Genomic DNA, 16,449 nt, shown 5'->3' with positions numbered 1-16,449 from the left:
GCCTTAATCTCTGATCGGCGCGCGTACGCTTGGCTTTGCCCCGGCCGCCTTGCGGCCGCCGTGTTCGGCCAGCGCGATGCCGCAGAAGACCAGTGCGATGGCGGTCGCGTGGTAGAGGCGGAAGTCCTCGCCCAGCAGCAGGACCGAGAGCAGCGTTCCGAAAATGGGTACGAGGTTGACGAAGAGACCGGCCCGGTTGCCGCCGATCAGCTCGTTGCCGCGTATATAGAAAACCTGCGCGAGGATGGACGGGAACAGTGCGGTGTAGGCGGCAATCGCCCAACCCCGGCCATCCGGCGGAACAAGGTTGCCCTTGGTATATTCCCAGGCGAGGAAGGGCAGGGTGGCGAGGAAGGCGGCGGAGGCGAGCACGGTGATCATGCTCAGCCAGTGCATCGCCGGCTTAAAGCGGAGAAACACCGTGTAGATGCCGTAAAACAGCACCGCCAGCAGCATGAGAAGGTCGCCAAAATTTATGTCGAGCTCCGCCAGCCGGCTGAGGTCGCCATGGCTGGCCGTCAGCGCGATGCCCACAAGCGACAGACCGAAGCCGGCAAGCTGCAGCCATTTCGCACGCATCCCGAACAGGAGAAAGTTCAGGACGATGATCACCATGGGTATGGCCGCCTGCTCGATGGAGACGTTAACCGCGGCCGTATATTGCAGGGCGCTGTAGAATGTCGCGTTGAACAGGGTGAAGCCGACGCAACCGAGGGCCATGAGAAGCGGCAGATTGGCCTTGATGATCGACCAGTCGCGACGGAGATGCCGCCAGGCGAAAGGCACCAGGATCACCAGAGCCAATGTCCAGCGTGTCGTTGTGAGCATGAAAGGCGACACATGGCCCACGGCCAGTTTGCCCGCCACTGCATTTCCGCCCCAGAAAAGCGTCGTCATGAGGAGCAGGAGATAGGCTTTGTTGTTCATGGACCCTGCCGGGAAGAATCAGAAAAGCGCGATGGTGAAACCATCCCCTCTTATTGAGCCGTGGCCGGCAACGCAAATAGGGCCAAAATCGCCCATTCTCGCCGCCAGAACGCAAACAAGGGTCGCGTGCGACCGAGCTTGACGATATAGAGCACGTTGTTTTCAAGGACCTGCCGGCAAGCTCCGGCAACGAAAAGGAACCATCTATGGCGAATGTAGTGGTCGTCGGCTCGCAATGGGGTGACGAGGGAAAGGGCAAGATCGTCGATTGGCTCTCGGAGCGCGCCGATGTCGTGGCGCGTTTCCAGGGCGGGCACAATGCCGGCCATACGCTGGTTATTGACGGCGTCAGCTATAAGCTCTCGCTCCTGCCGTCGGGCGTGGTGCGCAAGGGCAAGCTGTCGGTCATCGGCAATGGTGTCGTCTTCGATCCGCATGCTTTCGTCGCCGAGATCGAGCGGCTCGGAGCGCAGGGCGTTTCCATCTCCCCGGCGAATCTGAAGATCGCGGAGAACACCTCGCTGATCCTGTCGCTGCATCGCGAGTTGGACGGCTTTCGCGAGGATGCCGCGTCCAGTTCGGGCACGAAGATCGGGACGACACGGCGCGGCATCGGCCCGGCTTACGAAGACAAGGTCGGCCGCCGCTCGATCCGCGCTCTCGATCTGGCCAATCTGGAAAGCCTGCCCGCCAAGGTCGATCGGCTCCTGACCCACCATAATGCGCTGAGGCGCGGGCTGGGGCATCCGGAAGTCGCTCAAGAGACGATCATGGAGGAGTTGAGTTCGGTGGCCGACAAGGTGCTGCCCTATGTCGACCGCGTCTGGAAAATCCTCGACGATGCGCGGCGCGCGGGCCAGCGCATCCTGTTCGAGGGAGCGCAGGGAACACTGCTCGACATCGATCACGGCACCTACCCCTTCGTGACCTCCTCCAACACCGTTGCTGGCCAGGCGGCGACCGGCACAGGCCTCGGCCCGGCGGCGGTCGGCTATGTGCTGGGCATCACCAAGGCCTATACGACCCGCGTGGGCGAGGGGCCGTTTCCGACCGAGCAGGACAACGAGATCGGCGAATTTCTCGGCACCCAGGGGCACGAGTTCGGCACGGTGACGGGCCGCAAGCGTCGCTGCGGCTGGTTCGACGCGGTGCTGGTGCGCCAGGCGGTCGTGGCCAACGGAATGAACGGCATCGCGCTGACCAAGCTCGACGTCCTGGATGGCCTTGACGAGATCAAGGTGTGTACCGGCTACAGGCTCGATGGAAAAGAGATCGATTATCTGCCGGCGAGCCAGGGCGCGCAGACACGCATCGAACCGATCTACGAGACGCTCGAAGGGTGGAAGGAAACCACGCGCGGTGCCCGGAGCTGGAACGACCTGCCGGCCCAGGCGGTCAAGTATGTGCGGCATATCGAGGAGCTCATCGGAGCGCCGGTAGCGATCCTTTCGACCAGCCCGGAGCGGGAAGACGCAATACTTGTGACCGACCCCTTTCAAGACTAGTGTCACCACAATTTTGTGTATGTAGGGAAAAGCGTTAGCTTGCCGCCCAGGCAGGGTTGCCAGACTTGGGCAGGGAATTGGGCAGGAGTGGATAGTTAGAGCATGGCGGATTTTGCTGCGGTATTGCGCAAGACGATCGACGCGCTGAAGGAAAACACGCCCGAGATGCGCGCGCGCGTCTATGACAAGGCACGCGCAACCATCGATGCCAAGCTGGCCGCCGTGTCTCCGCCGCCCTCCGATGCCGTCGTGCAGCGGCAAAAGCAATCGCTGGAGAATGCGATTGCGGCTGTCGAGGCCGAATATGCCGCCCCGGCCGCGCCGGCCGAGGAAAGCCCGTCTGACGATCTGGAAAGCATTTTCGCTGAGTTGAAGAAGGGGACGGCCAAGGTCGAGCCCGTTTCAACTGCCGACACGATGGCCGGCGCGTCGCAGGCCGAGCCTGGAGCGGCCGATGAACCGCAGGTTGAGCCCGAGCCGGTGGCCGGGCCCGCTGCCGAGCAGGCCCCGGCCGTTTCCGAATATGGCGAGGCGCCGCCGGAAATGCCGCAGTTCGACGAACCGGAAGCGGGCGAGCAGTCGGTGCCGGCGCCCGAGCCGCTATCCGATCCGGACGAACAATATGCAGATCGTATCGAAGGGCCCTCGCCTGACGACGACTTCCTCCATCATGATGGTGATCCGGCGGTGCCGGGACGGGAAGAGGAGCATGTCGCGGCAGCGCCGGCGGCGCGCAGGGGCAACCGCCGGGGATTTGTCGTCCTGGCTATTCTTCTCGCGGTGTTGGCCGGTACAGCATTTGCGGCGTGGCAGTATCGGGACGATGCGGCGCAACTGGCCGGCTATGCCAATTTCGATGCGATGATGGCGGGGGACAGCGGTGAAGCCGGCACGGGACCCGAAACGGCCGATCCCGATGGAGAGGCATCCCCCGTGGAGCCGGAAGAAGCGGATTCCTCCGGGGAGCCCGCATCGAACGCCCAGCAGCCTGCCAAATTTACCCAACGCCTGACACCTGACGGCCAGGAAATCGACGAGGGACCGGCCGGTGGCAACCCCGGTCTGGGCGAGGGCACGTCGGTCGCCGAGGCGACACAGCCCGGCGGCGCTTCGATTTCGGGCGGAGGCGAAGAAGGCGCAACTGGCGAAGGGCAGGAAGAGCCTCCCGCAAGCGGCGAGGGCGAACAGGCTCTTCCCGTGGGCCAACGGGCGATCTTCTACGAAGAGCGCACCAGTGCCGAGCAGGGAACAGCGGATACCGGGTCCGTCGTCTGGTCGCTGGTCGAGGAATCGCCCGGCGACAATCTGCCGCCGGAGCCGGCCATACACGCCGAAGCGACGATCCCCGATAAGAACATCCAACTCAAGATGACCATCCGGCGGAATGCGGACCAGTCGCTTCCCGCCAGCCATATCGTCGAGCTGATCTTCCTCACGCCAGAGAATTTTGCCGGCGGCGGCGTCAAGGATGTGCTGCGCTTCTCGATGAAGCGCACCGAGCAGGATACCGGCAGTGCGCTGATCGGCAGCGCCGCCAAGATTGCCGACGGGTTCTTTCTGGTGGCACTCAGCGACGGCAGGGCAGACAGGGAAACCAACGCGCTTCTGATGCGCCGGCAGAGCTGGATCGATATCCCGATCACATACACATCGGGCCGGCGCGCACTTATCACGATGGAAAAGGGCGTTCCGGGCGAGCGCATCTTCAACGAAGCGCTGGATGCTTGGGCTGAGGCTTCGAGCGCTTCCGGCGGATAGAGCGCCCACGCCCCTTCGGGCGCACAGACGCTCTATCTCGTTTTTCCGCATCCGTGCGGACGTCATGTGATTCCGCCTGACTGCAAAATGCCATAGCGCGCACATGAAAACGCCCGCGGAGCGCGGGCGTTTCGGATCGTTCGTCATGACAGCCTAAGTAGGGGGCCTTCTTCCGGTGCCGAGCCTCAGCCGGCGTGCTCCAACTGGGCGGAACGTGTCGCTGCGGCGCGTTCGCGCGCTGAAGCCTGGACAGCCTCCTGGACCTTCTCGAAGGCACGCACCTCGATCTGGCGAACGCGCTCGCGGCTGATATCGAATTCGCCGGAAAGCTCCTCCAGCGTCAGCGGATCCTCGGAAAGCCGGCGGGCCTCGAAGATGCGGCGCTCGCGTTCGTTGAGCACGCCCATGGCGTCATCCAGCATGGAGCGCCGGGACTCCAACTCGTCCTGTTCGACAAGCATGTCCTCCTGGCTCTCATGCTCATCCACCAGCCAATCCTGCCATTCGCCCGATTCTCCCTCGGTCGCGCGGATCGGCGCGTTGAGAGAGGCATCGCCAGACAGGCGGCGGTTCATCGAGACCACCTCTTCCTCGCTCACATTCAGCCGGGTGGCGATCTCGGTGATCTGCTCGGGCTTCAGGTCTCCTTCGTCCAACGCCTGGATCTTGCCCTTCACCTTGCGCAGGTTGAAGAACAGGCGCTTCTGATTGGCCGTGGTGCCCATTTTCACGAGGCTCCACGAACGCAATATATATTCCTGGATCGAGGCCTTGATCCACCACATCGCATAGGTGGCCAGCCGGAAACCGCGCTCGGGTTCGAATTTCTTCACGGCCTGCATGAGGCCGACATTTCCTTCCGAAATCACTTCGCCGATCGGCAGACCATAACCGCGATAACCCATCGCGATCTTGGCGACCAACCTCAGGTGGCTGGTGACAAGCCGGTGCGCAGCATCGGTGTCGTCATGCTCACGGTAGCGTTTTGCGAGCATGTACTCCTCTTCCGGCTGCAACATTGGAAACCGGCGGACTTCCTCCAGATAACGGGTAAGGCCACCTTCCCCCGAAACAACACTCGGTAATGCCTGGGCCATTCAGCACCCTCCTTGTCCAATCATCGCCCCCTATCGAGAAGGCAGGCGGAACGCGCGGCCGCGAACAGGCGCGCACCACGCACTATCCTATGTAGGAACAAATTCCGAAAGTTAAAGTTTCGTCATGTCGTCAACATTGACGTTACTGTGTGTTGAACAATGCTGCACGATATCGACGACTTTCTCTATCATAAAACGTCGAACTGCGCCACGAGTTCCGCCATATCCGGCGGCAAGGGCGCTTCGAATCGCATGATCTCGCCGGTGGCGGAGTGGCGGAAAGCGAGCAACCTGGCATGCAGAGCCTGGCGCGGAAACGCAGACACGAGGCCGCCGAGGGGCTGGGGCAGGCGGTTGGCCTTGGTCCGGTAGGCGCGGCCATAGGCGGGGTCGCCGATCAGCGGATGGCCTATATGGGCCATATGCACCCTGATCTGGTGGGTCCGCCCGGTTTCAAGCCGGCACTCCACGAGGGAGGCTATAGGATCGTCTTTACGTGCGCCATAGCGCGACAACACCGTGTAGTGCGTGACGGCCTGCTTTGCATCCGGCCGGCCGGCCGGCACCACTGCGCGCTGGGTCCGATCCCTGGTATCGCGCCCAAGTGGCGCGTCGATAGTACTCGAAAGTCTTTTCGGTGCGCCCCAGACCAGTGCAACATAGGCGCGTTCCAGATCGCCGTTGCGCCCGTGATCGGCGAATGCCTCGGCCAGGGCGCGATGGGCGCGGTCGGACTTCGCGACCACCATCACACCGCTCGTCTCCCGGTCGAGCCGGTGGACGATGCCAGGGCGCTTCACGCCGCCGATGCCCGACAATGTGTCGCCGCAGTGGTGTATGAGCGCGTTCACCAGCGTCCCGGTCCAATTGCCCGCGCCGGGGTGGACGACAAGACCGGCCGGCTTGTTGATGACGATCACCTCGCTATCCTCGTGGAGAATGTCGAGCGCGATGGCTTCGCCTTCGGGTTCGGGAGGGGCGGCCTCGGGCAGCGTGAGCAGGTAGCGCCTGCCCGAAACCACCTTGGCTTTCGGTTCCGTCAGGATGGCGCCGTCGGCGGTGATGGCGCCAGCGCGGATGAGGGCCTGCACGCGGCTGCGCGACAGGACGGGCGCAAGGTTGGCGGCCAACCATTGGTCGAGCCGCTTGCCCTCGTCCTCGCCGGCGGCGACGAGCTCTTTCAATTCAGCGTCCGCTTCGCTATCAGGATCGCTCATTTTTCCTCTTTCAGAGACAGGGCACGCATGGCCAAGCCGACGCTCAATGAAATCGAAGACGAGGCGCCGCTGGATCCGGCGGCGGAGCGCGTTCGGCGGAAGCTCGTGCGCTTCATGGGCATCAATCTGGCCATTCTGTTCGCAGCGGTTATGGCGGTGGTGCTCACGGTTGTCTACCGTTCAGTCACGCCCGAGCCGGCGGAACCGCAAATGGCTTCGTCTTCCGTGCCGGGCGAGGTTCTGTCCGGGGAGGTTGCTATCCCTGCCGGCGCCCGCATCGTTTCCCACGCATTGTCCGGCAGCCGCTTGTCGCTGCTGTTGCGGCTTGATGGCGGCGACAGTCTAATACTCGTCTACGATTTCGCTTCGGGCGAGCCGGCAGCCCGGATCGCCATATCCGAAGAAGAGCTATGAGCCCCAAGCGGCATATCGGCCTCGTCAGTCTCCTCGTGCGCGATTATGACGAGGCGATCGCCTGGTATCGCGACAAGCTCGACTTCGTTCTCAAGGAGGATACACTTCTTGGCGGCGGCAAGCGCTGGGTGGTTCTTTCCACCGGTCGCGGCGAGGCGGCGGCCTGTCTGCTTCTGGCGCGCGCCTCTGGAGCTGAGCAGCTTCCGGCCGTTGGCAATCAGTGCGGCGGGCGCGTTTTCCTGTTTCTCAACACGGATGATTTCGACCGCGACCACGCCGCATTTTCCGCCAAAGGGGTGCATTTCGAGGAGCCTCCCAGGCTGGAGGCTTATGGAAAGGTCGCCGTTTTTCGCGATATTTACGGGAACCGCTGGGACCTGATCGGACCGGCTGCATCCACAGGCTGAGCCCGGTTCCAGAATGCCTGTTGCATTTGCCGCCAATCACGATTATATCGCCACCTTCAAAGACGCTCCCATCGTCTAGCGGTCAGGACGCCGCCCTCTCACGGCGGAAACAGGGGTTCGATTCCCCTTGGGAGTACCATACTTCAAGGCGCTAGCGCCGACCCCTCCCAAAGCAACAAATAGCGGTCGCACAGGCCTTTCGACCCGTCCGAATTTTTGGACAGACTCTCACTTTTGAGGGCCTTGTTCGCGGATGGCTCGCAAATTGTCGTTGATCGCGAACGCCACCATCCAGAGTTCGACGAGCAGCCGCCACACGATGGCCGAAAGGATTGCGCTGATGATCCCTCCGGCGATCAAGAACAGGCTGGCTGCTGCTCCGCTTCCCGCTGCACCGACGATGGCGCCAGATGCGATGCCTACGACCAAGCTGATTCCGATCAGAAACAAACCAACAAAATATACGACCCGCGCGATGCGCGGAAAAATGAACTTATCGAATGAAAGAAATGCCCGGATCATGGCTCGCTCCGTCAAATATCGCGTTTGGCCGCACAAGATTCTTCGGAAATCCTACATGTCAGCCTATCGCTCTTCCATGCCGCAGCCGATTATCCACAAGCAGTAATTGTATCTTGGCACAGGAGCCGGCCTGCAGGCCGGCTCCTGTTGAGAACAATCCCAGGTCATTTGCCTGGATCGTTTCCAGTTTTCGGAACCAAGCGCTAGTTCACCGCCTGCCGCGCTGCCTCAAGCCAGCCATCGACTGTCCCGCGGTTTTCCTCGATCCAGGCCGATGCCTGCTGTTCGATGTTGTCGTCGCCGTCCTGCATCGCCGCGTTCTGCGCCGCGATGTCGGCGAGCGGGACAGAGGCGGCGTTGAGCAGGGCGCCGACCGCCGGGTTCTCTTCGAGGAAGGCGGAGTTGACCACAGGTACGATGTCATTGGCCGGGAAGCCGAGCGTGCAGGGGTCAGCCACGCAGCCTTCCACGCCTGCCAGTGTGGCGGCGTCGGCCAGGTCCATCATATTCTCGGGCAGGTTGACCTCCGGCACCTCGATCCACATCACTTCCTCGCCTGGAACCAGCTCGTTGACGGTCCAGTTCGGCGTCCAGGTGTAGAAGAGGATAGGCTCGCCGCTTTCATAGGCGGCCACCGCATCGGCCATTGAAGCGGAGTAACCTGCCTTGATCGGGTTTACGTGGTCGCGCAGTTCATAGGCGTCCATGTGATGCTCGATATTGATCTCGCAGCCCCAGCCCGGAGGGCAAGCCACCAGATCGGCCTTGCCGTCGTCGTTGCGGTCGAAGGCTGCCTTCACCTCATCACGCTTGAAGTCGTCGAGCGTCTTGATGTCGAATTTCTCGACCGAGGCCTTGTCGACCAGATATCCTTCCAGAGCGCCGCCCTCGATCACTGCTCCGACGATCTCGGCGCCGCTCTCGAAGGTGCTGCGATAGGTGTTGTGCAGCGGGAACCAGCCATTGACCCACAGATCCACGTCTCCCTGAGAGACGGCCTGATAGAAAGGCGGATTGTCGAGCGTGGTCGGGCCTTCGACCGTGTAACCGAGTTCTTCCAGCATCTGCTTGTAGATTTCAGCGTGGAACCAGCCGGTGTCCCAGGTGGCGCGCGCCATCTGGACGGTCTTGCCTTCGCCGGGCATGTCCTGCGCCAATGCAGGCACCAGGGCGCCGGCGCTCATGAGAGCGGCGGCAGCGAGGGTTGGCACGGCGTTCTTGAGACTGAGCATGATGCCTCTCCTTCTTTCGCGTCTTCTGTTTCACTAACGCGGACGCACGGGCGTCCGGCATGTCGAAAGCGGTGGCACGGCGCCCCCGCCCAGCGGGCCTATGGACCCGTCTTCTTGGCTTCGTCCGCAATGGGACGGCGCAAACGGAACAACGAAGCCAGTGTCTGGCGCAGCGATACAGGGCGAACACCGTTCTGCTCGCCCAGGGCCTGGGTGATGCGGTCGAGGATGATCGCCAGAAGCACGATGCCCACACCGCCCGCTGTGGCGCCGCCGACATCGAGCCGCCCCAGCCCCGTATAGACGGTGAGCCCAAGCCCGCCGGCCCCGATGAGCGCGGCGATGACCACCATCGAAAGCGACAGCATCAGCGTCTGGTTGAGGCCTGCCATGATGGTCCTGATCGCCAGTGGGAACTGTACCTCCCACAGCATCTGCCAGCGCGTCGAGCCGAAGGCTTCGGCTGCCTCGATCAAATCGCCGCGTACATTGCGGATGCCCAGATTGGTGAGCCTGATGATCGGCGGCAGGGCGAAGATGATGGTGGCGATGATGCCCGGCACCATGCCGACGCCGAACAGCATGACGATCGGGACCAGATAGACGAAGGAGGGGATCGTCTGCATGATGTCGAGGATCGGCCGCGTAACCGCCCACAGCCTGTTGCTGCCGGCTGCCAGAATCCCGATCGGTATGCCAAGGATGGTGCAGAAGAGCACCGAGGTGACGATCATCGAAAGGGTTGTCATGGTCTGCGGCCACAGCCCGATCATGTCGATGAAGACGAGTGCGAGCACCGTGAAGAGCGCAAGCCCCCGGCTCACCGTATACCAGGCAATCAGTGTGAAGGCGGCGGTGGTGACAAGCATCGGCACGAACTGGAAGAACGTGTCGAAGCCATTGAGAACGGCTGTCACGGGCACCTGCAGGGCGCGGAAGAAAGGTCGGAAATTGGGCACGAGAAAGTCGCGCACCAGGGTGTTCACCCAGTCGTCGAAGGGGATGAGAAGAAGGTCAGATGGGCTAAGCATGCGTGCCTCCCAAGTCCGGATGCAGGGCTGTCATGATGCCGCTCGCGTCTCGGTTCCGCCGGCCGTCTCGATCAGCTGTTCCTCGCCGGAAAGCTGGGCGAATACCGCCTCGGGTTCGACGACGCCGACAAGCCGCTTGTCGTCGATCACCGCGATCGGCAGGCCGGAGCTTGCCAGGCCGTAGAGCTCGTACAGCTGCACCTGTCTGGCGGCCGTAGGATAGTCGGCGATCAGCACGTCTGCCAGCGCGGTGCCGCTATCGCCGTTGTCGCGCGCTGCCGTCGACAGGTCCTGATAGGTCACCACACCGGCGATCTTCTCGCCGTCGAGCACGTAGAGCGCGTTGCGGTTCATCTCCTCCATGATGCGAAGCGCCTCATCGGCTCCGGCGGAAAGCTGTACCGTTTCCGGCTCGTTGGCGACATGGCCGGCGGTGAAGACGCGGCCGCGGTCGATATCGGCCACGAAGGCGCTGACATAGTCGTCCGCCGGATTGGCCACGATCTCCTGAGCCGTACCCACCTGCACGAAACGTCCATCCTTCATGATGGCTATCCTGTCGCCCAGGATCAGGGCCTCGTTGAGGTCGTGGGTGATGAAGACGATGGTTTTGTGCAGCTTCTTCTGCAGCCCCAGAAGCTCCTCCTGCATCTCCCGTCTGATCAGGGGGTCGAGCGCGCTGAAGGGCTCGTCCATCAGGAGGATTTGCGGGTCGGTCGCCAGCCCGCGCGCCAATCCGACACGCTGCTGCATACCGCCCGAAAGCTCGCCGGGATAGTTGTCCGCCCAGGCGGCCAGCCCCACCTGATCGAGCGCGACAAGCGCCTTCTTGCGCCGCTCGGCAGCCCCCATGCCCTTGATCTTGAGCCCGTAGGCGACGTTTTCGGCGATGGTCTTGTGGGGAAACAGCGCGAAATGCTGGAAGACCATGGCGATCTTCTCACGCCGGATGTTGCGCAACTGCTCCGGCGAACAGGTGGCAATATCGTCCTCGTCGACCAGTATCTCACCGGCCGTAGGTTTGATCAGGCCGTTGAGCATGCGCACCAGCGTCGACTTGCCCGAACCCGACAGGCCCATGACGACGAAGATATGCGCCTCCTCGACATCAAAACTGGCTTCCTGGACACCGACCACCTGGCCGGTCTCCTCGAGAATCTGTTCCTTGCTTTCGCCGCGCTTGAGACGTTCCAAAGCGTCCTGCGGCGTCTCGCCGAAGACCTTATAGACGTCTCTAGCTCTTAATTTAACTTTCATTTTGCCTCTTTTTGTTATTCTATAGCAATAAAAACCTAAACTCTGGAAAAACTCCAATACCGTCCTTTAAATTCTTCTGAAAAACAATGGAAAGAGCTTCTATAAGCTCAAGGCATTGCCGAAAAGAGACAAGTTTTTGTCTAAATGATCATAGAATGCCTGCCCCCGCGGTTCAACCGTAAAATGCTTTTCCGAAGCGGTGGCACGCAAGTTGCGCCCGGCGGGAGTGTCGCACCGTATGCGCGGAGCAGCGTGACCACGGCACGCGGCGAGGGCCAGTCTCCGACCGATGGGCAGGAGAGCATTCGATAGGCACGAACCCTGCCGTCGTTAATATCTTAATCACTGCGACACATAAGTGTCATCGAACTGTTACACAGGGCCTTTAAGCGACTCCTCGTCGCCCCATATCGGCGTCATATCGAATTCCGAACAGGGAGTAGCCCTAATGCAGAAAATCCTTCTCACGGCGTCCGTTGCGGCCGTTGCCGCGGCGATGTCCGCCGGCGCAGCCAGCGCGCGCGACCAAATCCGCATCGTCGGCTCGTCGACCGTCTTTCCATACACGCAGGCCGTGGCCGAGGAATTCGGCAACACCGGCGGTTTCGCCGCGCCAGTGACTGAATCCACCGGTACCGGCGGCGGCATGCAGATCTTCTGCGGCGGCGTCGGCGTTGACCACCCCGACATCACCGGTGCTTCGCGCGCCATGAAGGAGGGCGAATACAAGCTCTGCCTCGAAAACGGCGTTGACAGCATCACCGAGGTGCAGATCGGTTCCGACGGCCTTTCAATTGCTCATGCCGCCGATGGTCCCGATCTCGACCTTTCCAAGGCGCAGATCTTCCAGGCGCTCGCCGCCGAGGTGGAAGTCGACGGCGAAGTCGTCGCCAACCCCTACAAACGCTGGAATGAGATCGATCCGTCGCTTCCCGACGCCGAAATCACCGTTTTCGGTCCTCCGCCCACCTCCGGCACGCGCGACGCTTTCGTCGAGCTGGTCATGGAAGAGGGTTGCGAGGAGTTCCCGGCCATCGAGGCGTTGGAAGGCGACCGCAAGGATGAAGTCTGCCAGCGCATGCGCACGGACGGGCCCTTCGTCGAAGCCGGCGAGAACGACAATCTGATCGTTCAGCGCCTGCAGGCCGACCACACCGCGCTCGGCATCTTCGGCTACTCCTTCCTTTACGAGAACCAGGACACGCTGAAGGCCGTGGCCGTGGACGGCGCCAAGCCGACACCGGAGACCATTGCCGACGAGAGCTACACGGTATCGCGTCCGCTGTTCTTCTACGTGAAGAACGCGCATCGCGGCGTCATCCCGGGTCTCCAGGAGTTCGTGGAAGAGTATGTGTCGGAGGAGGCTATGGGCCCCGGCGGCTATCTGTCGGAGCGCGGCCTGATCCCGCTTTCCGATGAGCGCCGCGCCGAGGTCCGCGAAGCCGCCATCGATGGCAAGGGCTTTACGCGTTACACGCAGTAATCGCCATACCGATAGCGTGCCGCGGGGAGCACTCCGCGCGGCACGCCCCAACTTGAACGCAGCCAGGGATTGCAGACGGCCGTGACCGGATATTTGTTTCTAGCCATCCTCGCGCTGTCGCTCGTCGCCTTCTATGTCGGGCGGTCGACGGCCAGCAGATTTGTCGCGTCCCATGGAGCGGAGGTCCATTCCCGGCCGCTCTATCATGGCGCCTTCGCTGCGGTCTGGGTGGGGGTGCCCGCCCTGATACTCGTCGTCTTGTGGCTGCTTTCCCAGGACGGCCTCATCGATCGTCTCATTCTGGCATCGCTGCCGGCAAGCGTGACCGAGGGGGTCTCGGCCTCGCGCCTTTCGCTCTATCTCAGCGAAATCAAGAACGTCGCCTCCGGGCGCATCTTCAGCGAGCCGTCGCCGGAAATTCTTGCCGCCGCCGAGCGGTATCAGAGATGGCAGGCGATCGCCGGTTGGGCGATGGTCGTCGTGGCGCTGGCCGTTTCCGCAATCGCGCTCTATCTGGCGCGCATACGGATGGCGCCCAAGTTTCGCGCGCGGCAGAGTTTCGAACGTGCGCTCGACATCGCCATGATCACGTCGGCCGTCGTGGCGATCCTGGTGACGATCGGCATTATCGTTTCGCTCACCTACGAGGCACTCCAGTTCTTCCGGCTGGTGCCGCCGCAGGAGTTCTTCTTCGGGCTCAATTGGGAACCGCAGATCGCAATCCGCGAGGACCAGGTGGCCGGAACAGGCGCTTTCGGCGCCGTGCCGGTGTTCACGGGAACGTTGCTCATCGCGGCCATCGCTCTCGTCGTCGCCGTGCCGATCGGGCTCCTGTCAGCCCTTTACCTGGTCGAATTCGCGAGCGAGCGTTTTCGCGGCATCGTCAAGCCCATCCTCGAAATTCTCGCCGGTGTGCCGACGGTCGTCTACGGCTTCTTCGCCGTTCTTACCGTTGCTCCCGCGATCCGCGAGGCCGGCAGTCTCGTCGGCCTTTCCATCTCGCCGAACAGCGCCCTGGCGGCGGGCGGGGTCATGGGCATCATGATCCTTCCCTTTATTTCCTCGCTGTCCGACGATGCGTTGCGCGCCGTGCCGCAATCGATGCGCGACGGCTCCTTCGCCATGGGCGCGACGCGGGCGGAAACAATCACCCGCGTGCTTCTGCCGGCTGCGCTTCCGGGCATCGTCGGCGGCGTTCTTCTGGCCGCCAGCCGCGCCATCGGCGAGACTATGATCGTCGTCATGGCCGCCGGGCTTACCGCCACGCTGACGGCCAATCCGCTGGACGGCGTGACCACCGTCACCGTGCAGATCGTCACGCTGCTGATCGGCGACACCTCTTTCGACAATCCGAAGACGCTGTCGGCTTTCGCTCTCGGGCTCGTGTTGTTCGTCTCGACGCTGTGCCTGAACGTCCTCGCCCTGCGCATCGTGCGCCGCTACCGCGAGAAATACGAGTAGACCCATGTCCGAAAACACATTGACCACGCCCAAACCGTTCGACTGGTCCTCGCCTGAGGCCGCGGCGATGCGCAAGCGCCGATATGCCGCCGACCGGCGCCTGCGCCTCTACGGCCTGGCCTCTATCGTCACGGCAATCGGCCTGCTCGGCATCCTGATCACATCGTTGATCATCACCGGGCACACGGCCTTCGTGCAGACCCACGTTGCCGTCGAGTTCACCGCCGATCCGGAGAACGTGCCGGCGGACGACCCGGCCAGCGGCAATTTCCGAGCTGTCGTCGCCACAGCCGTGCAGAAGCTGTTCCCGGAGGCCGACAGTCCGGCCGAATTGCGGGTGGCATCGGGTATCCTGTCGAACGGCACTCCCAACATCGTGCGCGACTATGTGACAGCGAATCCGGGGCTCGTCGGGCAGACCTTCACGCTCAAGGTTCCTGCGTCCGATCCGTATGACCAGCTCAACAAGGGCGTGATCGACCGCGACCTGCCGGAAGACCGCCGCCGCGTTTCGGACACGGAGATCGCGCTGTTCGAGACGTTGGAGGCGCGCGGCCTTGTAACGACGCCCTTCAATTGGGGCCTGTTCGTGAACTCCGACAGCCGCTTCCCCGAGCTTGCGGGCCTGGCTGGCGCCATCGCGGGCTCGTTCTACGCTCTGCTCGTCTGCTTCGTCATTTCGTTCCCCCTCGGCATCGCCGCCGCGATCTATCTTGAAGAGTTCGCCCCCAGGAACCGCTGGACGGATCTTGTCGAGGTCAACATCAACAATCTGGCGGCGGTGCCGTCGATCGTGTTCGGACTTCTTGGCCTGGCTGTCTTCATTCAGATCTTTGGTCTGCCGCGCTCGGCGCCGCTGGTGGGCGGACTGGTTTTGTCTCTGATGACGCTGCCGACCATGATTATCGTCACGCGGGCCGCGCTCAAGTCGATCCCACCCTCCATCCGCGAGGCTGCGCTGGGCATCGGCGCTTCCAAGCACGAGGTCATTCTGCATCACGTGTTGCCCCTGGCCATTCCAGGCATCCTTACGGGAACGATCATCGGCCTGGCGCAGGCGCTTGGCGAAACGGCCCCGCTGCTGCTGATCGGCATGAACGCCTTTTTGACCTCGCCTCCCGGTGGTATCATGGATCCGGCGACAGCCTTGCCGACGCAGATCTTCATTTGGGCGGACAGCCCCGAGCGCGGTTTCGTCTCGCGTACGTCAGCCGCGATCCTCGTGCTACTGGGTTTCCTGATTTTCATGAATGCGTTCGCGATCTTCCTGCGGCAACGCTTCGAACGTCGCTGGTGACGGAGTTGAGGGATATGAACATGTTGACAGATGCCGCCATAGAGAACGCCCTGGACAAGACGCCTGCGCGCGAAGCAGTGAAGATGCGCGGGTCGGATGTCCGGGTCTTCTACGGCGAGAAACAGGCCCTGTTCGATGTCAATCTCGACATCGGGGAAAATCAGGTGACGGCGCTGATCGGCCCTTCGGGCTGTGGGAAGTCGACCTTCCTGCGTTGTCTCAACCGGATGAACGATACGATCGATATCTGCCGTGTAACCGGCGATATCACGCTCGACGGCGAGGACATCTACAATCCGCGCATCGACGTGGTGGAGCTGCGCGCGCGTGTGGGCATGGTGTTCCAGAAGCCCAATCCGTTCCCCAAGTCGATCTACGAGAACGTCGCCTACGGGCCGCGCATCCACGGTCTGGCCAGCGCCAAGAACGACATGGACGCGATCGTGGAGACGAGCCTGCAGAAGGCAGGCCTATTCAACGAGGTGAAGGATCGGTTGCACGAGCCGGGGACCGGCCTTTCGGGCGGCCAGCAGCAGCGCCTGTGCATCGCCCGTGCCATCGCCGTGTCGCCTGAGGTCATCCTGATGGACGAGCCCTGCTCGGCGCTCGATCCCATCGCCACCGCCAAGGTGGAGGAACTGATCGACGAGTTGCGCGAGAACTACACCATCGTCATCGTCACCCATTCCATGCAGCAGGCGGCGCGCGTGTCGCAGCGCACGGCGATGTTCCACCTGGGCAATCTCGTGGAGGTGGGGCCGACCGACAAGATGTTCACCAATCCCGAAGACAAGCGCACCCAAGACTATATTACAGGCCGCTTCGGCTGACAGGCCGCAGC

At 62.4% G+C, this 16,449-nt stretch carries 15 protein-coding genes and 1 tRNA gene; 9 read left to right on the top strand and 7 right to left on the bottom strand.

The window, feature by feature from the left end; all coding sequences use genetic code 11:
• Positions 1–3: 3 nt before the first annotated feature.
• Complete coding sequence (locus N1058_RS11525) at positions 4–927, bottom strand: DMT family transporter (protein ID WP_265517685.1); 924 nt, start codon at positions 925–927, stop codon at positions 4–6.
• 206 nt (positions 928–1,133) lie between these two features.
• Here N1058_RS11525 and N1058_RS11520 point away from each other — a divergent pair, with 206 nt between their 5' ends.
• On the top strand, positions 1,134–2,432 hold the full coding sequence (locus N1058_RS11520) for an adenylosuccinate synthase (protein WP_265517684.1): 1,299 nt from the start codon (positions 1,134–1,136) through the stop codon (positions 2,430–2,432).
• 102 nt (positions 2,433–2,534) lie between these two features.
• Positions 2,535–4,190, top strand: coding sequence for a hypothetical protein (locus tag N1058_RS11515; protein WP_265517683.1), 1,656 nt, complete (start codon positions 2,535–2,537; stop codon positions 4,188–4,190).
• A 185-nt stretch (positions 4,191–4,375) separates the two neighbouring features.
• Here the strand turns inward: N1058_RS11515 and rpoH are convergent, their stop codons facing one another.
• Positions 4,376–5,287, bottom strand: coding sequence for an RNA polymerase sigma factor RpoH (rpoH, locus tag N1058_RS11510; RefSeq protein ID WP_265517682.1), 912 nt, complete (start codon positions 5,285–5,287; stop codon positions 4,376–4,378).
• Between the two features lie 188 nt (positions 5,288–5,475).
• Entirely contained in the window at positions 5,476–6,504 is a 1,029-nt protein-coding gene (locus N1058_RS11505; RefSeq protein WP_265517681.1) for an RluA family pseudouridine synthase, read from the bottom strand.
• A 27-nt stretch (positions 6,505–6,531) separates the two neighbouring features.
• Between N1058_RS11505 and N1058_RS11500 the strand changes: the two genes are divergently transcribed.
• The 3 genes from N1058_RS11500 to N1058_RS11490 all read left to right on the top strand — a co-directional run bounded on the left by N1058_RS11500 (position 6,532) and on the right by N1058_RS11490 (position 7,464).
• A complete protein-coding gene (locus tag N1058_RS11500; protein WP_265517680.1) occupies positions 6,532–6,918 on the top strand; it encodes a fimbrial protein in 387 nt (128 codons plus the stop codon).
• Positions 6,915–7,325: a VOC family protein gene (locus N1058_RS11495; protein ID WP_265517679.1), complete on the top strand. Its 411-nt coding sequence runs from the start codon at positions 6,915–6,917 to the stop codon at positions 7,323–7,325. Before N1058_RS11500 ends, N1058_RS11495 begins: the two co-directional genes overlap by 4 nt.
• A 64-nt stretch (positions 7,326–7,389) precedes the next feature.
• A tRNA-Glu gene (locus tag N1058_RS11490) sits at positions 7,390–7,464 on the top strand.
• 89 nt (positions 7,465–7,553) lie between these two features.
• Here N1058_RS11490 and N1058_RS11485 read toward each other — a convergent pair.
• The 4 genes from N1058_RS11485 to N1058_RS11470 all read right to left on the bottom strand — a co-directional run bounded on the left by N1058_RS11485 (position 7,554) and on the right by N1058_RS11470 (position 11,367).
• A complete protein-coding gene (locus tag N1058_RS11485) occupies positions 7,554–7,847 on the bottom strand; it encodes a DUF4282 domain-containing protein (protein ID WP_265517678.1) in 294 nt (97 codons plus the stop codon).
• A gap of 203 nt (positions 7,848–8,050) precedes the next feature.
• Positions 8,051–9,079 (bottom strand): glycine betaine/L-proline ABC transporter substrate-binding protein ProX, encoded by a 1,029-nt coding sequence (proX, locus tag N1058_RS11480; RefSeq protein ID WP_265517677.1) that lies wholly within the window; start codon positions 9,077–9,079, stop codon positions 8,051–8,053.
• 98 nt (positions 9,080–9,177) lie between these two features.
• Positions 9,178–10,110 (bottom strand): ABC transporter permease, encoded by a 933-nt coding sequence (locus tag N1058_RS11475; protein WP_265517676.1) that lies wholly within the window; start codon positions 10,108–10,110, stop codon positions 9,178–9,180.
• A gap of 30 nt (positions 10,111–10,140) precedes the next feature.
• Positions 10,141–11,367 carry a quaternary amine ABC transporter ATP-binding protein gene (locus tag N1058_RS11470; protein ID WP_265517675.1) on the bottom strand — a complete coding sequence of 409 codons (1,227 nt, stop codon included), beginning with the start codon at positions 11,365–11,367 and terminating at the stop codon, positions 10,141–10,143.
• A gap of 448 nt (positions 11,368–11,815) precedes the next feature.
• Between N1058_RS11470 and N1058_RS11465 the strand changes: the two genes are divergently transcribed.
• The 4 genes from N1058_RS11465 to pstB all read left to right on the top strand — a co-directional run bounded on the left by N1058_RS11465 (position 11,816) and on the right by pstB (position 16,438).
• Positions 11,816–12,850 carry a substrate-binding domain-containing protein gene (locus N1058_RS11465; RefSeq protein WP_265517674.1) on the top strand — a complete coding sequence of 345 codons (1,035 nt, stop codon included), beginning with the start codon at positions 11,816–11,818 and terminating at the stop codon, positions 12,848–12,850.
• 81 nt (positions 12,851–12,931) lie between these two features.
• Positions 12,932–14,311, top strand: a complete 1,380-nt coding sequence (gene pstC / locus N1058_RS11460; protein WP_265517673.1) for a phosphate ABC transporter permease subunit PstC — start codon at positions 12,932–12,934, stop codon at positions 14,309–14,311.
• Between the two features lie 4 nt (positions 14,312–14,315).
• Entirely contained in the window at positions 14,316–15,608 is a 1,293-nt protein-coding gene (gene pstA, locus N1058_RS11455; RefSeq protein WP_265517672.1) for a phosphate ABC transporter permease PstA, read from the top strand.
• Between the two features lie 14 nt (positions 15,609–15,622).
• Positions 15,623–16,438 carry a phosphate ABC transporter ATP-binding protein PstB gene (gene pstB, locus N1058_RS11450; protein WP_265517671.1) on the top strand — a complete coding sequence of 272 codons (816 nt, stop codon included), beginning with the start codon at positions 15,623–15,625 and terminating at the stop codon, positions 16,436–16,438.
• The last annotated feature ends 11 nt before the right edge of the window (positions 16,439–16,449 follow it).

The organism is Nitratireductor luteus (assembly GCF_026162365.1).
In the GTDB taxonomy this organism is placed as follows: domain Bacteria; phylum Pseudomonadota; class Alphaproteobacteria; order Rhizobiales; family Rhizobiaceae; genus Chelativorans; species Chelativorans luteus.
Note: the sequence above shows the minus strand (reverse complement) of the source record. Positions and strands in the feature narration are given on the sequence as shown.

Bases quoted from the DNA above. Each gene is read 5' to 3' on its own strand.
- N1058_RS11525 (WP_265517685.1), bottom strand. From the start codon at position 927: ATGAACAACAAAGCCTATCTCCTGCTCCTCATGACGACGCTTTTCTGG.
- N1058_RS11520 (WP_265517684.1), top strand. From the start codon at position 1,134: ATGGCGAATGTAGTGGTCGTCGGCTCGCAATGGGGTGACGAGGGAAAG.
- N1058_RS11515 (WP_265517683.1), top strand. From the start codon at position 2,535: ATGGCGGATTTTGCTGCGGTATTGCGCAAGACGATCGACGCGCTGAAG.
- rpoH (WP_265517682.1), bottom strand. From the start codon at position 5,287: ATGGCCCAGGCATTACCGAGTGTTGTTTCGGGGGAAGGTGGCCTTACC.
- N1058_RS11505 (WP_265517681.1), bottom strand. From the start codon at position 6,504: ATGAGCGATCCTGATAGCGAAGCGGACGCTGAATTGAAAGAGCTCGTC.
- N1058_RS11500 (WP_265517680.1), top strand. From the start codon at position 6,532: ATGGCCAAGCCGACGCTCAATGAAATCGAAGACGAGGCGCCGCTGGAT.
- N1058_RS11495 (WP_265517679.1), top strand. From the start codon at position 6,915: ATGAGCCCCAAGCGGCATATCGGCCTCGTCAGTCTCCTCGTGCGCGAT.
- N1058_RS11485 (WP_265517678.1), bottom strand. From the start codon at position 7,847: ATGATCCGGGCATTTCTTTCATTCGATAAGTTCATTTTTCCGCGCATC.
- proX (WP_265517677.1), bottom strand. From the start codon at position 9,079: ATGCTCAGTCTCAAGAACGCCGTGCCAACCCTCGCTGCCGCCGCTCTC.
- N1058_RS11475 (WP_265517676.1), bottom strand. From the start codon at position 10,110: ATGCTTAGCCCATCTGACCTTCTTCTCATCCCCTTCGACGACTGGGTG.
- N1058_RS11470 (WP_265517675.1), bottom strand. From the start codon at position 11,367: ATGAAAGTTAAATTAAGAGCTAGAGACGTCTATAAGGTCTTCGGCGAG.
- N1058_RS11465 (WP_265517674.1), top strand. From the start codon at position 11,816: ATGCAGAAAATCCTTCTCACGGCGTCCGTTGCGGCCGTTGCCGCGGCG.
- pstA (WP_265517672.1), top strand. From the start codon at position 14,316: ATGTCCGAAAACACATTGACCACGCCCAAACCGTTCGACTGGTCCTCG.
- pstB (WP_265517671.1), top strand. From the start codon at position 15,623: ATGAACATGTTGACAGATGCCGCCATAGAGAACGCCCTGGACAAGACG.